The organism is Exiguobacterium sp. U13-1 (assembly GCF_001750115.1).
In the GTDB taxonomy this organism is placed as follows: Bacteria; Bacillota; Bacilli; order Exiguobacteriales; family Exiguobacteriaceae; genus Exiguobacterium_A; species Exiguobacterium_A acetylicum.
On the sequence record NZ_CP015731.1, the window covers coordinates 2,050,070 to 2,069,432 of the forward strand.

Here is a 19,363-nt window from a genome sequence, read left to right on the forward strand (position 1 = left end):
CAAACTGAACTGTCAATACACCGATATGCTCACAATTGGTTTTGAATAAGGGTTTTGCGGAAAAAGACAAGAAGACGAAAAACAAATAGGGGAGGAACGGTCGAATGGAGAGAAGCACGCTCATTGCGCTAGAAAAACACTTATATGCCATCCACCTCGAGATGGATGGACTGGCGCGACTCATTACGAAACAATTGATTCATTTGAGCCAAGTGGCTGCATCCGTCGAACATTTTCGACGGATGAGCTTTGATATCTATAAACATCGGACGTCACTCGAGCAGATCCCGTCACAAGTCTTGTATGAGACGGCACTCGACTACGAAGACTGGCTCGAGGAAGAGTTTGATGAGATTCCTGCTAGCTGGCAACTGGCGACGAAAGAAGAGGAGGCACTCGAGCAGCTCTGGTGGTTCGAATTCTCACGAATTCAAGCGGAGCTCGAAGAATGGCTCAGTCTCTATCTGATTCGCCGGATTCGAGAAGACGTTCGTTATATGCCACCGGTGATCGAGAAAAATGCCTATGCTTTATCAGAGGATGCCCGCCATGTCTTTTGGCGCCTCTTACAACGCTCCGTCGCGAAGCCTTCATCAAAGATCAAGGCGAACCAACTGTCATGTCGGATGGGCATCGCTGAGATTGCCCGCTGTGCCCGACTTAATCAAGACCGGACGCGTCGTGCGATTGGTGAACTAACGCGTCGTGGTCTGATTGCGATCGAGGAGGATGATGAGAAGCTAAAAATGCGGCTCCGCCTTCAAGTCATCTGATTGAAGGCGATGAATCGTTCGATCATACGTTCATCCCGACGTGCGGATGGACCGATCCAAATCAGGTGACCGGGACTTTTCGATTCAATGAACTGCGCGTGAGGAATGCTCCGTCGTGCGTGTTCCGCATGCTCGAACGGAACAGCACGGTCTGACTTCGAATGGACGATCAAGACGGGACACGTGACGGCTTCAAGCCGTTCTCGTTCGATGTCTTGTGTGATATCAAACAAGACACCTCGCCCAGGACCATTTTGGAGACCAACTTCATACAACAACGATGCATCCGTCTCACTAATATGAGTACGGATTGTTTCGCGTGGTAAAAGACTCGTCATCTCTACCATCCGAACCGCTGCTTCTTCAGGAAACTTGCGAATCTTATCCTTCACGTATGTCCAGAGCCCCCACTGGATGAACTGTAAAGGACGTTGTAAGACCGGTTGTATCAGAAGCCGGTGATAGGGAAGCGAGATCCGGTGTGTCATTGCACACGCTAAGACGAGAGCATGAACGCCTGGATCCATTCCAGCAAGCGCGATTGCTGTCGGTCCACCGGCAGAGATGCCGTAAACGGTGTACTGTTTAATCTGGCGGGATGCCAGCCACCCAGCGTAGAACGTTGCAAGTGCCTCCGGACTATCAGCGAGCTGAAGTGGTGTTCTTCCATATCCCGGACGCGATGGCACGATGACTCGATATCCTGCAGCAATTAATTTTTCGACATGGTAGACTTCCCGGTAATCCGACTGCGTACCATGAATCAAAAGAATGATGGGACCACTTCCGCTATCCCGGTAATCAAAGCGCTGACCGTTCCATTCTGCAATATAATGCATCCAAATTCTCCTATCTCTTAATTATTACCATTTTATTGTTAATCTCGAATTTATTTTCATGTATACTGTAAAGTATAACCAAACCATTGTGACTTAGGAAATGAGGATGCGTAGTGTCAAACGAAAAATTAACGAACCGTGACCGCTTACTTGCTGTACGAGAAATCTTCGAACGTCAGTCGGATGAAGACCATACGTTGACGCTTGAGGAATTGAGCATGGAACTCTCGAAACGAGGACTGATCGAGAAGCTATCCCGAAAATCGTTGAAGGATGATATTGCGGCACTTGCCAAATCAGGTTTTGACGTCGTGGCGGAAGAGACGAAGAATGGACTTGCCATTCCGTATCATCTCGTCAGTCGTCCCTTTGAGCATCATCAGCTCCGATTGCTCGTCGATGCCATCGCCAGTGCGAAGTTCATCTCGGAAAGTGAGACGACGTCGCTCGTTCAGACGATTCAGTCGTTGACGAGTGACAAGATGGCGGAGTCACTCCAACCGGTACTACATACTGTCAAAAAACCAAAAGGAATGACGTCGCGCTCGATCGATACGATTCAGAAAGCAATCAGCGATGGGTTCGTCATCAGTTTCCAGTACCAAGGAAAGTTTAATGAACGGACGCGGAAGTTCGAGTTACGGAAGGATGGCGAGCATTACCTCGTTTCTCCGGCTCATCTGTTGATGGATAACGGAAATTACTATTTGATTGGACGCGATGAGCGGATCAAAGAGATCCGAACGTACCGGGTCGACCGAATCGTCGATTGTAAAGCGTTCGAACCGATGGAAGAACCCGTACATGTCGAGCCGAGTTACTTAAGTAACATGTTCAACATGTACGGGGGAGAGAACGAGCAATTGACGCTTAAATTCCAGGAGAGTCTGATGCCAACCGTCGTCGACCGGTTCGGAACGGATATCCGCTGCCGTCGTCTCGATGACCTCTGGTTCGAGGTCAAAGTCGATGCGCTCTTTTCCGACGGTTTCATGATGTGGCTGATTCAGTTCGGCAACCAGGCGGAAATCATCGCGCCTGTCGAACGGCGGGAGACATTCAAGAACAAGGTGGCAGGTCTTGCGACGATGTACCAAGTCGAAACACCTGCTCTCTAAGGGCTAAAGCAAGGTTCACTTGACCGTGGATCTTGCTTTTTTAAATTGTCGAGAAAAAAACTTTTTGTCGTTTTTTGTCGGATATTCATATTTGAATATTTTAAGCGAATAGTTCCAGTTACTATTAAGGGTATCTGATACTTATGTAGGAGGAACGACATGCAACAGATGGAAAAAAGCCAATCAAACGGGATGCGGAAACTAGCTGCTTTCCTCTTCTTCGTTTGTCTATCCTATACATCGTGGTACTTATTCTCACTTTTTGTCTTTCATCTCGTGTTTCCAGAAGATGTCGTGACATCCTTAGATATCGTCGTGTTCGGATTCAGTCCGGTCGTCGCTCTTGTCGTCACCATCGGCTCGTTACGCTTGATCGAACGACGCATGAAACCTAAATTCACACCCCTTTTATTCATCGGATATACGCTCTCGACAAGTATCTTGATTTATTACGCGATCGTGAACGAACTTCTGCCCCGACTGTGACTTGCAACTCCCCAGCAATTGGCATATGCTACGCTTATAGCTTGCTAGGTAAGGGGGGATACGATGAACGCACAGTATATCCTCGACTGGATGCCGCTCGTGATTCCTGTCGGTGCCATCGTCTTTATTGTCGTCATTGCAAAAAAAGCTTCGAAAATCGATGCTGAAAAGTAAGGAGACTCCGATCAGGGAGTCTTTTTTTATTGGCTTCTGTTGGTACTTTATTCACGCGATTTCCCTATTGTGCAAAAACATAACGTCACCCATTTCTATGGTATAAAGGAACTAGGCGAAAGACCTAATATTAGGAAATCATGGAGGGACAGATGAGACAAAGAACCGTCATGACTTTACTTGCACTCAGTCTACTGCTTACCGTATGTATGATGAAAAAACCAACGTTGACGCCAAAAGCCAGTACCATCGATCTCACCATCGCCGTCGTCGGAACGGCCCCAGTTCTTACGCAATCACCGGATTTTCACTCGATTGATCTGCAGGAGATCAAAGGAGATTTACGACGATACGACGCCGTCATGATTATGCCGGAGTACTTACATCAGGCAGCGGGACGTGACTATGCTACCGTCTACCGGAAGGCGCAGATTCCCTTTTTCTTTATCGGCTCTCAAAAATCCATCGAACCGTTTCTTGACCCGAGTCTATCCTATGAGGAAAGCATCTCGGTGCCGAATCCGACGTTTGCGGCTGGTATGCTCTATGACGATACACAAGAGACGACCTGGTTGTTTGGTGAGGGAATCGAACGACCGAATCGTTCAGAGCAACTGAAGATCTATCAATCAATCTTTCAAACGATTGAACAGAGTCACTTAGAAAAGTAACGCTTGAATGAAACAGACCGAAGTGCTCGGAAGTACATCTACTTCCAAACACTTCGGTCTGTTTTTTCGTCAATCGAGTTGTTTCGTCGGGGCTAAGACGATTTCCCGGATGTTGACATGTTGCGGTTGCTCGAAGGCGAATAAGACAGTGTCCGCGACGACTTGCGGATCGAGTCCACCGTCAATCGACTGTTTCCATTCGTTGTAGCCATCCTTAATCGCGTCACTTGTCGTATGACCGAGCAGTTCTGTCTCGACGACACCTGGTGCAATCGTCATGACGCGGACACCATGGGACGCGACTTCACCTCGGACGTTCTCACTCATCGCGTGGACGGCGAATTTCGTGCCGACGTACGCGGCGTGGTCTGCGAACGTCTTTTTACCGGCAATCGAGCTGATGTTGGTGATCGTGCCGGTCTTCCGTTTCACCATCGAGGGAAGGACAGCTTGCATTCCGTGTAAGACACCGAGCGCGTTGACATCAAACATCTCTTCCCATTCTTCCGCATCTTGTGTCTCGATTTGACCGAGTAACATCCGACCCGCATTATTGATGATGGCTTCGACCGGTCCGAACGCTTCCGTCGCGTCTGCTAAAGCAGCATCGAGGGCAACTCGGTCGGTGGCTGCGACTTGGCGAATCAAGACATCGTCTGAAGCAAGGCTCGCCAGACGATCAATTCGTCGTCCGAGCAATAAGACGCGGTACCCTTTCTGAATGAACGTTCGTGCAATCGCATGCCCGATTCCTGACGTAGCACCGGTGATGGCAATGAATCCTGTTTTCATGATATCGTCTCCTTATTTGATATGATAAATTGAAGATAACAGAGGGAAACCAATCCGAGAAGTACGCACTTTTAGGTCAGTCGGTTACCTTTTGGTAAGGGAGGGAACGGTATGCCGTATCTAAATGAGTTCGATGCGACGATGCGTCAGATTCAAGGTAAGTGGAAAGTGATGATCTTGTACGAGCTGCATGAGGAAGGTGCGGTACGTTTTAATACACTGGAGCGTTATATCCAGGACGTCTCACCGAAGACGCTGACACAGCAACTGAAGCAACTCGAACAAGATGGCTTGATTACGCGGACCGTCTACCCGGAAATCCCACCTCGTGTTGAGTATGCGTTAAGCGCGAAAGGTACGTCCTTGATTCCCTTACTCGATGCGATCTGCGACTGGGGACTCGCGACGACACCACGCAACCAATTGATGCGCACATTATGCGACGAGGAAGCCCCCGCTCCATGAGCAGGGGCTTTTCATTAGCGTTCGATTTGTTCGCGTACTTGACGGCGGAACGTCTGGATATCGTAGGCCGGTTCACTTGGACTGAACTCAATCCCGTCAATCAGACGAGCGTTTTGCACCGTATCCGGGAACTCGATCCGTGTCAGCCATTCAAGCGTCGTCTCTTCATGGCGTCTTGGGAAAGCTTGCTCGAGCTGAGAAGCAATCTTCAGAAGCGGATGATGACTATGCCGTTTTGGCGCATGTGCCCGTACTTGTTTGGAGTGCTTGACGGTTTGTTCTCTTTCGATCGCTATGACTTTTCGCTTCCGGATGACATAAAGTGTAACCGCAACTAAGATCACCGTCAGAAGCGTCGTTGCGATCCAAATCCAATCCGGTGTTCCTGCCTGGACGGCAGCTTGCTCCACGTCTTGAACACCTTTGATATTCTCTAGCCCCATTGCCCGGTTCGTCATCGTGTCCGCTTCCCGACCAAGTGGTTCCGTCCAAAGGAATAATGAACCGAATGCTTCAAATAACGGACGAATCGCACTCGTGACGGATCCGACGAGCGCTTCTTTCGTGAGACGGAAGACAACAGCGATGATCAGCCCCGCGCTGAGGACTAACGCGATCGTCGGGAAGATACGCCGCCATTCTGTCATGTAGGTGACGACGAATGGATACGCAATGACGAAGACCAAAATTAAAAATGCGCCAATTGGTGGTGTCACTCCCGGGAACAATACCATCACGACGCCGATGACCATCGCACTCGTAGCGTAACGCCACGCCGAATCGACCGTATCAAGAAACGCGGTCCAGGCGACGAAGACAAGGGCTAAGACGCTAGCTACGGGAGAGAGGAAAAACAAGGATCCCGCCACGAGTAACTGTAATCCGATTCGAATCGAACGATGTGGCACGAAGGCGAGTGCCGGAAGAGCGAGCGCGAGATAGAACGGAACCGGTAACAGACTCGCAAGGAATATCCACCAGAGAATCATGCGCTCACTCCTTTCTGCCGGTGACCGAGATGTATCTCCGCCGTCGTCGACGGCACACTACGTTGCAATCGCTTCGTGAAGTACCGTCGCTCGAGCGGTAGATCGTATTCGGAAATCCGGGCAAGGCATTCCATCGTCCGTAGGAATTGATGTTTTCCCATACCAGACGGAACATGGTACCACTGCCCGGATCGGTTGACCATCGAAATCCAGAGGCTGTAGGAAGCCCCTTGTTTCTCGAGTTCACGGATGATCGTCGCGGCACGCGATAATAGTTTCTCGAAGTCCGAGCGGAGAGCGAGTCCGTCTGCGGACAAGCCATCGACGATGACGGCATAATCATGGTTACGTTTCCGGTCATATTGATACGAGTACAGTTCATTCGTCTTCGCATAAGCGGACCAGTAAATCGACTTCGCATCTCCAGAGTAGGGAACGACGGAGTGGAAACTCGAGCGATCGGTGAACGGACTCGAGCGATCAATCGTCTCACCGGGAATCATCCGTTCATTCCACTCGACTGACGCTGGTGCAAAGTCAGGGAAGACGTGACCCAGCTCTTGGATATCAAGCGTCACATAGATTGTGATCAAATGAAACGGATCCGAGATCATGACGTCAAACGACTGAATCCGAATCGTTCCTCGGTGAGCGGCAATGACATCGATTGAAAACGGCACAATTGTCTGTTTGCTGACATATAAGTGTTGACGCCAAAATTGACTACTCGCATCAGGAAGCTTGATCTGATCCCCGAGCAACCCAGAGATCGTGATGCGACCGAGTGGTAACTTCGTTGGGTTCGACAATTCGAACGGTATCTGGATCGTTTCCTCTCGAAAAGCGCGAACCGTCTGAAGGAGGCGGACGCGAATCCGCTTCGCAACGTATTCGAGATAATACGGCATCACCCAGCCATATAATGTATAGGCGAGTAATAAAGCCGCAATCCAGACAGGACCATAGAGTCCCACGATGACGCCGCTTGCACCTGTCATCGTAAGAATGATGAGGTTAAAGCCTTTTGGTATGATCAATTGCATGATTACACCTCAGTCGGAACAGTGAGTGAATCGAGGACCTGCTCGACGAGACGTTCGTTCGATAGCTTCAGCGTCGCTTCGAGCGTTAAGACGAGACGGTGGGCAAGCAATGGCGTCGCCAAGTGCTTGACGTCCTCTGGTGTGACGTACGTCCGCTCCTGCATCCAGGCCCGTGCTTTTGCTGCTTTTAAGAGTGCGAGCGTCGCTCGTGGACTCGGTCCGATCTCAACGTCACGATGGGCGCGGAGTGCGTCACAGACATCAAGTAAGTAGTTTTCGACGCTATCCTCGATTGAGACGGCAACGACTTCCTCTTTCCAGTCATTGAGTTGTTCGAGCGGAATCTGTAGTTCGGCTGCTGTTAAGTGCGCCCCGCGTAATAATGCTTTTTCCGCTTGACGTGTCAGGGGAGCGAACGATAATTTGAACAAGAAACGGTCGAGTTGGGCATGCGGTAATGGGAATGTACCGTGTCCATCGAACGGATTTTGTGTCGCGATGACAAGAAAGTGTTGCGGTAACGTATAAGATGTATCCCCGATCGTCACTTGTCCTTCGGCCATTGCCTCGAGCAATGCTGACTGTGTCCGTGGAGTCGTCCGGTTGATCTCATCGACGAGGACGATGTTCGTGAACAGCGGACCAAACCGTTGTTCAAACGATCCTGTCAGTGGGTTGAACAGCTCCATCCCAAGTAAATCGGTCGGTAACGTATCCGCTGTACATTGAACACGTGAGAACTTTGCTTCGAGTGTCTGCGCCAGTGCTTTTGCTAGTGTCGTCTTACCGGTCCCCGGACGGTCTTCGAGCAACACATGACCTTCTGCGAGCAAGCCCATCAATAAATGATCAATCACATTGTCCTGACCAAGGACAGATTGTTTGAGTGATGTACGTAACGTTTGAAACATGGATGATTCCCCCTTTAAGATGCATCGTATTTCTAAAGTGTACGAAAATTCAGAAAAAACCGCTAGTGATTTTCCAGGAATCACGCATAAAGAAATACGTCTATCTTTTATACTACCAGTTTCATCCAAAAGTTTCGTGAAATATCAAAAAAATTGAAACAGGATTATGAAGTTACTTAGCGAATAGAAGGATATAGTCATTGGAATAGGGAGGATGGACAGATGAAACCACACACTACCGAATCGAACTCTACTCTAAACCAGCAACAGGATGTTGCTCACAGTCCTATTGACGAGTATCAACGTATTGTTGCCGGAGGACCTCCGAATCGTCGAGCCTTTGCCGCGATTCGTCGGCTCCCATTCGGATTACGTTTGCTGACGTATACGCTCGGTTCCTTATTCACAGCAGGCATCCTCGCTGGTCTCGTCATCAGTCTACTCGGTTAAAAAAGACTCCCTCAGCATTCCGAGGGAGTCTCATCATTCTTCAAAGAGATCATCCATCAACTCGGAGATCTCTTTTTTACGTGCGTTCGTCTCATCGCGTAAGATCCGAATCGAACGTCCGGTCCAGTCGAGTCGGTCGCCGATCGTCGCCTGGCGCGGCAAACGACTTTTCGGTAATGTGATCGTCTCGCGGTCGTCCGTCTCGCAAATCGCTAGATCGTCTTCAAAATCAGCTAGGGTCAATCGCATCTGATGCACCTCCACGTCTTGTTATTCCGGTCGTAAATCGGTCCGGTTCGATTCCTTGATGCCGTCACCAGTCGAGATATACTGGATCGTACCGCTTTGATCGGTTCGGTCAATCGTAATCCGTTCTGTTTTCAGTTCCTGTAAGACGGAGGGGCGTGGGTGACGATAGGCATTGTCCTTCCCGGCTGAGATCAACGCTCGCTTCGGATCAACGGCTTGTAGGAAGGGCAGGGAGGACGATGTGTCTGCTCCGTGATGCCCAAGCTTCAAGACATCGGCGCTAAGATCGACATCTGACTCGAGCAATTGTCGTTCCGTCCGGATCGGTGCGTCGCCCATGAAGAGGAACCGGTCCTGTCCATGTTCGACCCGCAGGACGGCACTCCAACTGTTAAGATCCTGCGTTCCGTCCGTTAGGGGAGCAAGGAAAGTAAAGCGTGCAGCTTCACTCGGTATCTCAAGACCTGCCTTAACCGACTTGATCGTCACCCCTTCGCGTTTGACGGCAAGGAGGAAATCGCGGTATGTCTCTGTCGTATGCGTGACACGCGGGGCATAGACGCTGTCGACTGGAAAGGCATCGAGGACGGTATCAAGTCCACCGATATGATCGGCGTCCGGATGTGTCGCAATGACTGCTGTTAAGCGTTTGACACCCAATTCTTGCAGGTAGCGGACGACATCCTCGCCTTTGCCGTTATTCCCGCCGTCAATCAAGATCGCGTCTTCCTTCGTCCGGATGAACGTACTATCTCCTTGACCGACGTCAAAACCATAGACCTCCATTTGTCCCGCGGTTGGGGCTGGGGGCTCTTCGTCCCGTGTCGTATAGAAGATGACGATCAGGCAGAGTGCTAACAGAATCGTTGATCCCCATTTCAACATGTCGGTTCCTCTTTCTCGAACAGATACAGCATGCCGTTACGCGGATGACCGAACCGAGGCCCCCGGTAACCGCGCCGTTTCAAGGCAGCACGCATCAAAATCATCATACCGCCATGCCCGACGAGTAAGACCCGTTCATCATCCTCGAACATCAGTTGATTCAACAGGACCTCAATCCGTTCATTCGCTTCCTTGATCTCCGCTTGAATCCGTTTGCTGAACGGGGCTGCGAGTCGACCGAGGACCGCCCAGCCAAGAAACGGTAACCGTAGATTCGACTGAATCGTCGGAAACGGTACTTCCCGTAGTAGATCCGTCACGATGATCTCTTTATCGTAGACACTCTTCGCCGTCTGGACGGCGCGTGGCATGCTACTGGCATAACAGACTGTCCAGTCGATCTGACCGAGCTCGACCGGTTGAATATCGATGTCTGACGTATCATACCGTTCAATCCATTTTTCAATATCGCTGGCGCTGATCCAGCCTTTCGTCGGGTATCCTTCCGTCACCCGGTGATGTCTCACTAATCCAATTTGTTTCATACTTCGTGCGACGGTCAAGACCGTCTCCCTCACTTTCATTCATCGTTTAGAGTGCGACGCGAATCGCGAGTCCACATAAAATCGCACCTAAGATACTGAGCAAGCTCCCGATGATGTAATATTCCGCAAAGCGGCGATCTTCAAACTGTTTAAAACGTGCCAGTGCCTTCAAAGCAATGATGAACCCGATGGCTCCGGTTGCGTTCGTGACGACGAGCAGGGTGATGATCGCCCGTTCGACGAGACCGATATAACGCCCGATTCCGTTTAATTCCGTCGTATAACTGCGCGCAGAATCTTCGACTTCATGTGTGACGGTCCGCGAAACGCCGTCTAATTGCTCCTTACGTGTCACTTTTCGCTCGAAATGCGCTTCGATCAAGCGCGGAGCAAATGGTGCGAGCATTAAGGCAATCCCGTGGCCGAGTAACTCCGTCGTCACTAAACTAAAGCATAGAATCCAGAGGACCTGCTCGGGTCGTGAGAACGACAACGACCAATCGATCGGGATGAATATCCATGTCAAAGCGATGATAGCAGCGATATGTAACGCTTGATCGATCCAGTACGCCGCCGCTTGCTTGACGCGACGTTTGAGCGGGGAGGCATCGAGTAGGGCGTGAAACACGAGAATACTTCCTCCAAGCCATCCGGCGATGTCGATGGTTAATCCCCCTCGGATGACGAAGAACGCAAGGACAAGTAGCATCAGAGCCGCATGAACGGCAATATGTTGGAATAAGATCCGTTGGTGTCGGTGTTTCAGTAGCGCCATCCGTCTCGTCTGTAATGGAAAATCAGCAAGTAGGTGGACAAGTATAAGGCTAAGTAAGATGGTCACCGAATCGCCTCCCAGACTTGGAATTGCTCCAGTGCCTGTGTCAAGGCAGCTTCAAGACGCTTCCGTTGCTTACGCTGCGAGCGGGAAACGAGTTTTGCGACATTCGCGCGGGCATCTTGTTCTTTAAAGCCCATCTTCAGACCGATCTCTTCATACGTATCATCTGGATATTGATCCATCAACCGGTGCAGTTCAATCTGACGGTCCGTCTTCCCGAAATACGCCGGATAAAGCATCTCGAGATAGCCATTCAGCAGGGCGGTCGGTAAGTAGGGCGGTCCAGCAAACGCAATCCGTGACGGAAGCGTCTTCGCCTGTTCTTGCGCTTCAAAAGCGTGAATGATCGCACTACCATTGGCTTCTTCAGCTTGGGTCGTCGAAATCGTCTCATATTGACCAAATCCGATCCCGATGTAACCTGGCAATTCTTGATTCAATAAGTGCAGAATGACCGGATAACTAACCGGATAATCCGCAAATACCGCTAGTAAGCTATCACCGGATTTGATTTGGAACGGAACGATACTCGTTGGAAATGCCGTATTCAGATTGTTCGCGAGTTCTCGGAGCGCTTGAAGTAATGCTTCTTTGCTCGGATAATCGCGGGAGCCTTTGACATCAAACGACAAGGCAACAGCTTGCATGACGATTCCTCCTGTTCATTTGTTGCCACAATCATGGAAACATTTGATTTGTTACCGTTAAAAAGGTAACATTCGCGGTGTTACTGTTATTAGAGTAACAAAGAATGAAGAAGAAGACCAACAGGACGATAGACCGATTTTTACACGACAGGGGGGATGGATGAATCTGACTAAAAGATCATTTTTTTATTCAAGTTAACATAACATATATTATCAATAGTTATAAGATTTTGTCTCATAATCAGGGTAAACTTAAGATAGTGAGACAAAACAAAAAAACACGGAATTAACCGTGTTTTCGACAATCATACGGACGTGTCCGTTCCAATCGATGAATCAAACGATCCAGGAATATATGATGGCGGCGTTCAAGTTGCGTGATCCGATCAAGTGGCAACCACGCGAAATCAAAGAAATCACCGCAATCCTGACCGTCACCAGCCACACAATGCGTCCAGCGGTTCTCTTGGCATTCGATGTGCGCATGGTAGAAATACGTGTAATGCACCCGCATTCGCTCCGGATAACGCATCTCTTCTTCGCCGATGTACTGGACGGATGCTAACGAGAGACCACTTTCCTCAAGCGTCTCACGGACAGCCGCTTCTTTTGCGATTTCAGCATCTTCGATCGTACCTGCGGGGATCTGCCAATCACTCTCAGGAGCCGATTGTGGATGAAAAACAAGTAGTTCCCATCCGTTAGGTTTTTCCCGAGTGATATAGATTGCTACTTTTTCGCGACGTCTGAATTTCATCTTCATCACCTCTCCAAGGTCGGCAGATTGCACAACAAGCAGCTAAAGGGACGGTCCCGTAGCTGCTTGATCAATTGACGCTATAAGCAAAGCTGCGGAGACGCGTGACCCGACGCTTGTTCGTGACGAATCGTGACCTGACTATTTCTTCTATTGTAGCCGTTATTGGTCAGTGTTTCAATTTGTAAACGATATTTATAGCGATAAATCTCAAAATTCCGAGCATTCGTCTCAAAATTCCCCCTCTCCTGCCCCGCTAGATCTAAAAAAGCTCCCCCGTTATCCGGAGGAGCCTCGTCTTATCGTGTATACCAGTCGAGCAATGGACCGAATTTCTCTTCATCATAGGCAAATGAACCGTTCGACAAGCGGTCGAGGAACGATAACGAACCGATTTGGATCGTTTTCTCTTGCTCTTTTCCGCTGAGGACCAATTCTTTCGCTTGTGTGACGTCGATCAATGCTGCGACTTGGTGTGGTTTCGATTTCAAATCACGGAGCAACTGTAAGCCACGGAGCGCACGGCTCGAGACTTGGAACTGATCCGCGAGGCGCATCTTCTTCAAGGCACCCCGTTGCGTCAAGAGGACGATCTGTGGTGCTTCCTTGAAGCCAATTGCACCCGCGACGACATCTTGATCCTTCAGGTTGATCGCTTTAACACCGGCAGCCCGGACACCAACGACAGGAACGTCGTCTTCCGTGAACCAGAGACCGAAACCGTTCTGTGTTGCAAGGAACAGCTCCGTTTGACCCGTTGAGACCTGAGCATACAAGACTTCATCGTCTGCCTTCAAACGAACACCTTGAAGTGGTTTTGACTTCCGCTGGGCGTTGTAGTCACTCAGTTTCGAGCGTTTGACCATCCCTTGACGAGTCACGAACAAGCAATGCTGTGCTTCGTCGAACGAGCGGACGAGATCCGCTGAGAGAACCCGGTCACCCGGTTCGAGTGGAACGAGGTTCGCGACGTGTTGACCGCCATCTTTCCACTTCGTATCCGGCAATTGATGGACCGGAATCAGCAAGTAATTCCCGCGAACGGTCCAGACGATCAAGTGATCCGTCGTCATCGCTTGCCCTTGGAGCAACGGACGATCCTGTTCCTTCAAATCCGGTAAGTCGTTCGAAGCACCAAATGAACGGAGCGACGAGCGTTTGACGTACCCGTTTTTCGACAGGAAGACCATCGTTTCTTCAACAGCGATCATGACTTCCGTCTTCAGCTTCAGTTCTTCAACTTCCGCTTCGATCGTCGAGCGACGTTTGTCCGCGACTTGTTCCTTCAAGACTGTCAATTCCTTGATGATGAGACGATTCCGTGTCTTTTCATCGTTAAGGATCTTCTCAAGACGAGCGATTTCCTTCTCGAGTTTCGCTGCTTCTTCCTGCAACTCGACGATATCGGTATTCGTTAACCGGTAAAGTTGGAGCATGACGACAGCTTCCGCTTGGCGATCCGTGAAGTTGAAGCGCGCGATCAGCTTCTCCTTTGCGTCCGCTTTGTTCGACGCAGAACGGATCAAGGCAAGCGTCTCATCGAGGACAGAGATTGCTGTCATCAAGGCAGAAACGACTTCCTGACGGCGTTTCGCTTGTTCGAGATCAAACGCTGTCCGGCGGATGACGACTTCCTTGACGTGTGCAAGATACGCATCAAGTAGTGTCAAGACGCCCATTTGCCGCGGTGTCCGTTCATGGATCGCGACCATGTTGTAGTTATAGGCAATTTGTAAGTCAGTCTGTTTGAGGTAGAAGTGTAAGACACCTTCTGCGTCCGCTTCCTTCTTCAACTCGATGACGACCCGTAAGCCGTCGCGGTCGGTCTCATCACGGACTTCAGCGACACCTTCGACCTTTTTATCAAGACGGAGTTCTTCCATCCGTTTAACGAGATTGGCTTTATTGACCTCATACGGGAGCTCCGTGATGACGATTTGCTGACGACCACCCCGCAGTGTCTCAATCGTTGAGCGCGAGCGGATGATGACTTTCCCGCGTCCTGTCTCGAACGCCTTCTTGATGCCGTCAAGCCCTTGAACAACACCACCAGTCGGGAAATCAGGACCTTGCATGTGCGTCAACAAGTCATCGACGTTCTGGACCGTACCGGAAATCCGACCAATCGCAGCATCGAGGACTTCTCCCGCGTGGTGCGGTGGAATCTCGGTTGCATAACCAGCGGAAATCCCCGTCGAACCGTTCATCAGCAAGTTCGGCAGTAGTGACGGTAAGACGAGCGGTTCTTCCGTCGTATCATCGAAGTTGAGCGTGTAATCGACGGTTTGTTTGTTGATCCCGTCGAGAATCAGACTCGAAACTTTTGATAAACGGGCTTCCGTATACCGCATCGCTGCCGCGCTATCGCCGTCGATTGATCCATTATTCCCTTGCATATCGATCAACGGGTAACGCAGTTTCCACTCTTGGCTCAAGCGGACCATTGCTTCATAGACCGATGAATCACCGTGCGGGTGGTAGTTACCGATGACGACACCGACCGTCTTCGCCGATTTCCGGTAAGCACGGTCAAACAGGTTGCCTTCCGTATGCATCGCATACAAGATACGGCGTTGAACCGGTTTCAGACCATCCCGGGCATCCGGTAAGGCACGATCTTGGATGATATATTTCGAATAACGACCAAACCGGTCGCCGACGACTTGCTCGAGCGACAGGTTCAGGATGTTTTGTAGATTAGACATGTTCGTTCACACTCTCTTTCGTCACGTGCTCATTCTCGATGATCGAGAGGTCTTCCGCGAGACCGAAGGCGACATTGTCCTCAATCCACGTCCGGCGGTGACCAACGTTATCGCCCATTAAGACCGAGACACGTTTTTCCGCAACAGCAGCATCGTCGATCGTGACCCGAATCAATGTCCGTGTCTCGGGATCCATCGTTGTTTCCCAGAGCTGTGGTGCATTCATCTCCCCAAGTCCTTTGTAACGTTGGATCATATAACCTTTACCGAATTTCTTCGTCGTTTTCTTGAGTGTCTCTTCGTCCCAGACATATTCAAATTTCTCCGATTTGCCTTTCCCTTTTGATACACGATAGAGCGGTGGTAAGGCAACGAAAACCTTCCCAGCGTCGATCAACGGACGCATGTAGCGGAAGAAGAACGTCAATAGCAAGACTTGGATATGCGCGCCATCGGTATCGGCATCCGTCATGATGATGACTTTGTCGAAATTACAATCCGACAAGTCAAAATCGGCTCCGACACCGCCACCAATCGCATGAATGATCGTATTGATCTCTTCATTTTTCATGATGTCAGCGAGTTTCGCTTTTTCCGTGTTCAAGACCTTACCACGGAGTGGAAGAATCGCTTGGAACGTCCGGTTTCGTCCTTGTTTCGCAGAACCACCGGCAGAATCACCCTCGACGAGGAACAATTCATTCTTGTCTGCGTTTTTTGAAGCAGCAGGTGTCAGTTTTCCGTTCAAGATGCTCGAACGTTTCTTCTTTTTCCCATTTCGTGCTTCTTCGCGGGCTTTACGTGCTGCTTCACGCGCTTGCGCTGCGCGGATCGCTTTTTTGATCAACAGCGTCGCCGTTTGCGGGTTCTCTTCCAAGTACGTCGAGAGACGACGGCTGATGACAGCATCACAGCTCGTCCGCGCTTCCGGTGAACCGAGTTTCGACTTCGTTTGTCCTTCGAACTGGAGGAACTCTTCCGGAATTCGGATCGAGACGATCATCGTCAAGCCTTCGCGGATATCATTTCCGTCAAGGTTCTTATCCTTTTCCTTCAAGAGCGTGTTCTTTCGGGCATATTCATTCATAACCCGTGTCATCGCTGTCTTCGCACCAACTTCGTGTGTTCCACCGTCGCGTGTCCGGACGTTGTTGACGAACGACAGGACGTTTTCCGAGTACGCATCCGTGAACTGGAAGGCGATATCGACTTCGATCTCGTTTTCCGTTCCTTCGAACGCGACCGTCGGATGAAGCGTATCTTTATCATCGTTCAAGTACTGGACGAATTCGCTGACACCGTCTTGGTACTGGAAGATATCTTGTTTATCGGACCGTTCGTCCGTCAGCGTAATCTTCAGACCTTTCAGCAAGAAAGCGGATTCGCGTAAGCGTTCCGCGAGCGTATCGTAGTTGTATGTCAACGTACTGAAGATCGAGCCATCTGGTTTAAAGTAAACGCTCGTTCCTTTTTGACGCGTCGTACCCGTTTCAAGCAACGTCGTCTTCGGAATCCCACCGTTTTCAAACGTTTGCTCATATTGTTTCCCGTCACGGAAGATCGTTACTTTCAAATCCGTTGATAAGGCGTTAACGACCGACGCCCCGACGCCGTGTAAGCCACCGGACGTCTTATAGCCACCTTGACCGAACTTACCGCCAGCGTGAAGGACCGTGAAGATGACTTCAGCAGTCGGCTTTCCCGATGCATGCATCCCCGTTGGCATTCCACGTCCATGGTCACGGACAGTGATTGCATTATCTTTATGAATCGTGACGTCAATTTGTTCCCCGAATCCTGCAAGTGCCTCATCGATTGCGTTATCGACGATCTCGTAGACGAGATGGTGAAGTCCACGGTGATCGGTTGAACCGATATACATACCTGGGCGCTTCCGGACTGCTTCGAGTCCTTCGAGCACCTGTATGGCATCATCATTGTAGTTATTTAAGTCTGTCGCCATTCATTTCACCTCAAAATTCGAAATTACGACGTCGTTTTTACAAACGTTCGTTCGTTATTTCAAGTAGTCTGTCTCTAATTGTAGGCATCTTCTTGCTTCCTGACAAGCATAACCTGTAAAGCGCATGAAAAAAGACACCTTCACGAACGGGTGAAGATGCCTGAAATCGTGCGATGACTCACAGATATTGATGCTCGATTTTGATGCAACGATTCTCAATATATGGAATACCAGCACCGAGTGCAAGACTTTCTGCTTCGACACTCGAGAGACCAAGCTGATTCCAAATCATCCCGACGTCACCGTGAGCAACAGCATCTTTGGCGACATCCGCTAAAAACTCAGACCGACGGAAGACGTCGACGATATCGATGTGTCCTGGAATGCTTGCGACGCTCGGATAGACTTTTTGACCGTTCCACTCGTTTAACGTCGGATTGACTGGAATGACTTCGTATCCATGTTGGACTAAGTAGTCCGCAATCCAGTTCGCGGTCTTTCCGGAATCACTCGAGACACCGACGACGGCAATGCGTTTCGCATCCTTCAAATACTGACGTGCTTGTTGATCGGTAATCATCTAGAACTCCCCCTTATGAAAATAACTCTTACCTAACACTCTATACCCGAACCAAGATGAAGTATGCGAAATCGAGCACGTTTTCGACGTTTTTCAGAAATCGTCTTGAAATCAAATGAGTCGACCAATGACCCGTCGAACGACTTCTCGATGCAACTGAGAGCGAAATTGAATATTCATTCTTTTTTGATGATTAAGTTGACATAATAATGTTATTGTTATCAAAGGGCATTTTGTAGCTCAAAAACCATAAAAATAGGTTAAATTCTCACGTGCATCGAGTTGACCAACGACCCGTCTGGTGCGTTGTCGATGCAACTGAGCGCTCCCTGTCTGACAATTTAACGTTGCGTGAAATAACTATTTCACGCAAATAAGTGTCTGATGTACCAACGTTTGGTATACTACTGCTAGAGGGGTGATTGTCGGATGAGTTTATTTAAAAACCTAGGAAAAACGATACATAAAACGACCGTTCCAGCTACAGCACCAGCTATTCCTGGATATGAGCGGATGCCTCGCTTCATACAGTCCTATTTGGATCAGCTAGCAGCAAAACATTTCTCATTAGCAACGATGCGCCGCTACGTCTACGACTACGAAGCGTTCTTTCAATTCGTTGCAACGGCGTCGGGTGAAGAAGTGACGGCGCGCGAGATTCCGCTTGAAGCGTTCGTCGAAATCGATGCAGCGGGGATTGAAGCTTATGCCGAATACCTTGCCTTAACGAAACAAAATGCACCGAGCGTCATCAACCGGAAATTATCGGCACTACAGTCGTTATTCCGTTATTTGGTCGATACAGGTCAACTGTCGGAAAATCCGGTCGCAAAAGTCAATCGACCAAAACAAGCGAAACGGGAACCGGTTTACCTGACGAAACGCGAATGGGATGAATTGATTCAGTTGTTACCGTCAAACGTTGAGATGAATGCCCGGGAAGCGTCGCATTATGAACGTGATCGCGTCCGCGACGTGACGTTATTCCAACTACTCGGCTATAGCGGGATGCGTTTGAGTGAGATGACCCAGCTCGTCTGGAACGATGTCGATTTCTACGAAAACACGCTCCGCGTCATCGGAAAAGGTAATAAAGAACGGTTAATTCCACTTGCAAAACCAGCCCGGATTGCCTTACGCAAATACGCGATTCATTATCAGATGCCAACGAGCGGCGCCGTGCCTGTCTTCCAAAAACACGGGAAACCACTCAGTCCACGGGCAGTCCAGCATATTTTGCAGCGGCATACGGAACGATTGAAACCGGTCCTGCCCTTTTTAGAGCGAAAAAAAATTACACCGCATAAATTGCGGCATACGTTTGCGACACGTCTTGCGATTGGTGGGGTCGACGTCCTGACGATCCAGCAGCTACTTGGTCACGAATCCGTCGCGACGACACAAGTCTATGCCCATATCGGTGATTCCGAGAAAAAACGCGCCGTCGATTTATTCGATGGTGAACGATAATCATATTATGTCA

21 protein-coding genes are annotated in these 19,363 nt (G+C 49.7%); 7 read left to right on the plus strand and 14 right to left on the minus strand.

Annotated elements, in window-relative coordinates; genetic code table 11:
- Positions 1–104: 104 nt before the first annotated feature.
- Entirely contained in the window at positions 105–773 is a 669-nt protein-coding gene (locus tag ESP131_RS10640; RefSeq protein WP_029341707.1) for a hypothetical protein, read from the plus strand.
- Here ESP131_RS10640 and ESP131_RS10645 read toward each other — a convergent pair.
- Positions 761–1,612, minus strand: a complete 852-nt coding sequence (locus ESP131_RS10645) for an alpha/beta fold hydrolase (protein WP_069940697.1) — start codon at positions 1,610–1,612, stop codon at positions 761–763. The genes ESP131_RS10640 and ESP131_RS10645 overlap by 13 nt on opposite strands.
- A gap of 113 nt (positions 1,613–1,725) precedes the next feature.
- Here ESP131_RS10645 and ESP131_RS10650 point away from each other — a divergent pair, with 113 nt between their 5' ends.
- From ESP131_RS10650 to ESP131_RS10660, 3 genes are all read left to right on the plus strand, one after another.
- Positions 1,726–2,730 (plus strand): helix-turn-helix transcriptional regulator, encoded by a 1,005-nt coding sequence (locus ESP131_RS10650; protein ID WP_069940698.1) that lies wholly within the window; start codon positions 1,726–1,728, stop codon positions 2,728–2,730.
- A 159-nt stretch (positions 2,731–2,889) separates the two neighbouring features.
- Positions 2,890–3,216 (plus strand): hypothetical protein, encoded by a 327-nt coding sequence (locus ESP131_RS10655; RefSeq protein ID WP_050677942.1) that lies wholly within the window; start codon positions 2,890–2,892, stop codon positions 3,214–3,216.
- 326 nt (positions 3,217–3,542) lie between these two features.
- Positions 3,543–4,061, plus strand: a complete 519-nt coding sequence (locus ESP131_RS10660) for a hypothetical protein (RefSeq protein WP_069940699.1) — start codon at positions 3,543–3,545, stop codon at positions 4,059–4,061.
- A 69-nt stretch (positions 4,062–4,130) separates the two neighbouring features.
- Here ESP131_RS10660 and ESP131_RS10665 read toward each other — a convergent pair whose 3' ends face one another.
- The gene (locus ESP131_RS10665; protein WP_069940700.1) at positions 4,131–4,853 is read right to left on the minus strand and encodes an SDR family oxidoreductase; all 723 of its coding nucleotides are present in this window, start codon (positions 4,851–4,853) and stop codon (positions 4,131–4,133) included.
- A 111-nt stretch (positions 4,854–4,964) separates the two neighbouring features.
- On the opposite strand from ESP131_RS10665, the gene ESP131_RS10670 reads away from it, so the two are divergent.
- Positions 4,965–5,318: a winged helix-turn-helix transcriptional regulator gene (locus ESP131_RS10670; protein WP_069940701.1), complete on the plus strand. Its 354-nt coding sequence runs from the start codon at positions 4,965–4,967 to the stop codon at positions 5,316–5,318.
- Positions 5,319–5,332: 14 nt separating this feature from the next.
- Here the strand turns inward: ESP131_RS10670 and ESP131_RS10675 are convergent, their stop codons facing one another.
- Genes ESP131_RS10675 through ESP131_RS10685 form a run of 3 tightly spaced genes read right to left on the minus strand, consistent with a single transcriptional unit; the run spans position 5,333 to position 8,261 of the window.
- Positions 5,333–6,307 (minus strand): hypothetical protein, encoded by a 975-nt coding sequence (locus ESP131_RS10675; protein WP_069940702.1) that lies wholly within the window; start codon positions 6,305–6,307, stop codon positions 5,333–5,335.
- Complete coding sequence (locus ESP131_RS10680) at positions 6,304–7,350, minus strand: DUF58 domain-containing protein (protein WP_069940703.1); 1,047 nt, start codon at positions 7,348–7,350, stop codon at positions 6,304–6,306. Before ESP131_RS10680 ends, ESP131_RS10675 begins: the two co-directional genes overlap by 4 nt.
- 2 nt (positions 7,351–7,352) lie before the next feature.
- Positions 7,353–8,261, minus strand: a complete 909-nt coding sequence (locus ESP131_RS10685) for an AAA family ATPase (RefSeq protein ID WP_069940704.1) — start codon at positions 8,259–8,261, stop codon at positions 7,353–7,355.
- A 222-nt stretch (positions 8,262–8,483) separates the two neighbouring features.
- On the opposite strand from ESP131_RS10685, the gene ESP131_RS10690 reads away from it, so the two are divergent.
- Entirely contained in the window at positions 8,484–8,711 is a 228-nt protein-coding gene (locus tag ESP131_RS10690; RefSeq protein ID WP_058703407.1) for a hypothetical protein, read from the plus strand.
- Between the two features lie 33 nt (positions 8,712–8,744).
- Here ESP131_RS10690 and ESP131_RS10695 read toward each other — a convergent pair whose 3' ends face one another.
- From ESP131_RS10695 to ESP131_RS10735, 9 genes are all read right to left on the minus strand, one after another.
- A complete protein-coding gene (locus ESP131_RS10695; RefSeq protein WP_029341721.1) occupies positions 8,745–8,960 on the minus strand; it encodes a DUF3006 domain-containing protein in 216 nt (71 codons plus the stop codon).
- A 21-nt stretch (positions 8,961–8,981) separates the two neighbouring features.
- Positions 8,982–9,842: a ComEC/Rec2 family competence protein gene (locus ESP131_RS10700; RefSeq protein ID WP_069941047.1), complete on the minus strand. Its 861-nt coding sequence runs from the start codon at positions 9,840–9,842 to the stop codon at positions 8,982–8,984.
- A complete protein-coding gene (locus tag ESP131_RS10705) occupies positions 9,839–10,390 on the minus strand; it encodes a histidine phosphatase family protein (RefSeq protein ID WP_035398499.1) in 552 nt (183 codons plus the stop codon). The genes ESP131_RS10700 and ESP131_RS10705 overlap by 4 nt, the downstream gene beginning before the upstream one ends.
- Positions 10,391–10,436: 46 nt before the next feature.
- Positions 10,437–11,231: a DUF3307 domain-containing protein gene (locus tag ESP131_RS10710; RefSeq protein ID WP_050677951.1), complete on the minus strand. Its 795-nt coding sequence runs from the start codon at positions 11,229–11,231 to the stop codon at positions 10,437–10,439.
- Complete coding sequence (locus ESP131_RS10715; RefSeq protein ID WP_050677952.1) at positions 11,228–11,875, minus strand: hypothetical protein; 648 nt, start codon at positions 11,873–11,875, stop codon at positions 11,228–11,230. Before ESP131_RS10715 ends, ESP131_RS10710 begins: the two co-directional genes overlap by 4 nt.
- Positions 11,876–12,161: 286 nt before the next feature.
- Positions 12,162–12,632, minus strand: a complete 471-nt coding sequence (locus tag ESP131_RS10720; RefSeq protein ID WP_231681758.1) for an NUDIX domain-containing protein — start codon at positions 12,630–12,632, stop codon at positions 12,162–12,164.
- A 299-nt stretch (positions 12,633–12,931) separates the two neighbouring features.
- Positions 12,932–15,337 carry a DNA topoisomerase IV subunit A gene (gene parC, locus ESP131_RS10725; RefSeq protein WP_058265960.1) on the minus strand — a complete coding sequence of 802 codons (2,406 nt, stop codon included), beginning with the start codon at positions 15,335–15,337 and terminating at the stop codon, positions 12,932–12,934.
- Positions 15,330–17,300: a DNA topoisomerase IV subunit B gene (gene parE, locus ESP131_RS10730; RefSeq protein WP_035407952.1), complete on the minus strand. Its 1,971-nt coding sequence runs from the start codon at positions 17,298–17,300 to the stop codon at positions 15,330–15,332. The genes parC and parE overlap by 8 nt, the downstream gene beginning before the upstream one ends.
- Before the next feature lie 178 nt (positions 17,301–17,478).
- Positions 17,479–17,880 carry a CoA-binding protein gene (locus ESP131_RS10735; RefSeq protein ID WP_023468336.1) on the minus strand — a complete coding sequence of 134 codons (402 nt, stop codon included), beginning with the start codon at positions 17,878–17,880 and terminating at the stop codon, positions 17,479–17,481.
- A 429-nt stretch (positions 17,881–18,309) separates the two neighbouring features.
- On the opposite strand from ESP131_RS10735, the gene ESP131_RS10740 reads away from it, so the two are divergent.
- Entirely contained in the window at positions 18,310–19,350 is a 1,041-nt protein-coding gene (locus ESP131_RS10740; RefSeq protein ID WP_069940705.1) for a tyrosine-type recombinase/integrase, read from the plus strand.
- Positions 19,351–19,363 lie beyond the last annotated feature (13 nt).

Bases quoted from the DNA above. Each gene is read 5' to 3' on its own strand.
- ESP131_RS10640 (WP_029341707.1), top strand. From the start codon at position 105: ATGGAGAGAAGCACGCTCATTGCGCTAGAAAAACACTTATATGCCATC.
- ESP131_RS10645 (WP_069940697.1), bottom strand. From the start codon at position 1,612: ATGCATTATATTGCAGAATGGAACGGTCAGCGCTTTGATTACCGGGAT.
- ESP131_RS10655 (WP_050677942.1), top strand. From the start codon at position 2,890: ATGCAACAGATGGAAAAAAGCCAATCAAACGGGATGCGGAAACTAGCT.
- ESP131_RS10660 (WP_069940699.1), top strand. From the start codon at position 3,543: ATGAGACAAAGAACCGTCATGACTTTACTTGCACTCAGTCTACTGCTT.
- ESP131_RS10665 (WP_069940700.1), bottom strand. From the start codon at position 4,853: ATGAAAACAGGATTCATTGCCATCACCGGTGCTACGTCAGGAATCGGG.
- ESP131_RS10670 (WP_069940701.1), top strand. From the start codon at position 4,965: ATGCCGTATCTAAATGAGTTCGATGCGACGATGCGTCAGATTCAAGGT.
- ESP131_RS10675 (WP_069940702.1), bottom strand. From the start codon at position 6,307: ATGATTCTCTGGTGGATATTCCTTGCGAGTCTGTTACCGGTTCCGTTC.
- ESP131_RS10680 (WP_069940703.1), bottom strand. From the start codon at position 7,350: ATGCAATTGATCATACCAAAAGGCTTTAACCTCATCATTCTTACGATG.
- ESP131_RS10685 (WP_069940704.1), bottom strand. From the start codon at position 8,261: ATGTTTCAAACGTTACGTACATCACTCAAACAATCTGTCCTTGGTCAG.
- ESP131_RS10690 (WP_058703407.1), top strand. From the start codon at position 8,484: ATGAAACCACACACTACCGAATCGAACTCTACTCTAAACCAGCAACAG.
- ESP131_RS10695 (WP_029341721.1), bottom strand. From the start codon at position 8,960: ATGCGATTGACCCTAGCTGATTTTGAAGACGATCTAGCGATTTGCGAG.
- ESP131_RS10705 (WP_035398499.1), bottom strand. From the start codon at position 10,390: ATGAAACAAATTGGATTAGTGAGACATCACCGGGTGACGGAAGGATAC.
- ESP131_RS10715 (WP_050677952.1), bottom strand. From the start codon at position 11,875: ATGCAAGCTGTTGCCTTGTCGTTTGATGTCAAAGGCTCCCGCGATTAT.
- ESP131_RS10720 (WP_231681758.1), bottom strand. From the start codon at position 12,632: ATGAAATTCAGACGTCGCGAAAAAGTAGCAATCTATATCACTCGGGAA.
- parC (WP_058265960.1), bottom strand. From the start codon at position 15,337: ATGTCTAATCTACAAAACATCCTGAACCTGTCGCTCGAGCAAGTCGTC.
- parE (WP_035407952.1), bottom strand. From the start codon at position 17,300: ATGGCGACAGACTTAAATAACTACAATGATGATGCCATACAGGTGCTC.
- ESP131_RS10735 (WP_023468336.1), bottom strand. From the start codon at position 17,880: ATGATTACCGATCAACAAGCACGTCAGTATTTGAAGGATGCGAAACGC.
- ESP131_RS10740 (WP_069940705.1), top strand. From the start codon at position 18,310: ATGAGTTTATTTAAAAACCTAGGAAAAACGATACATAAAACGACCGTT.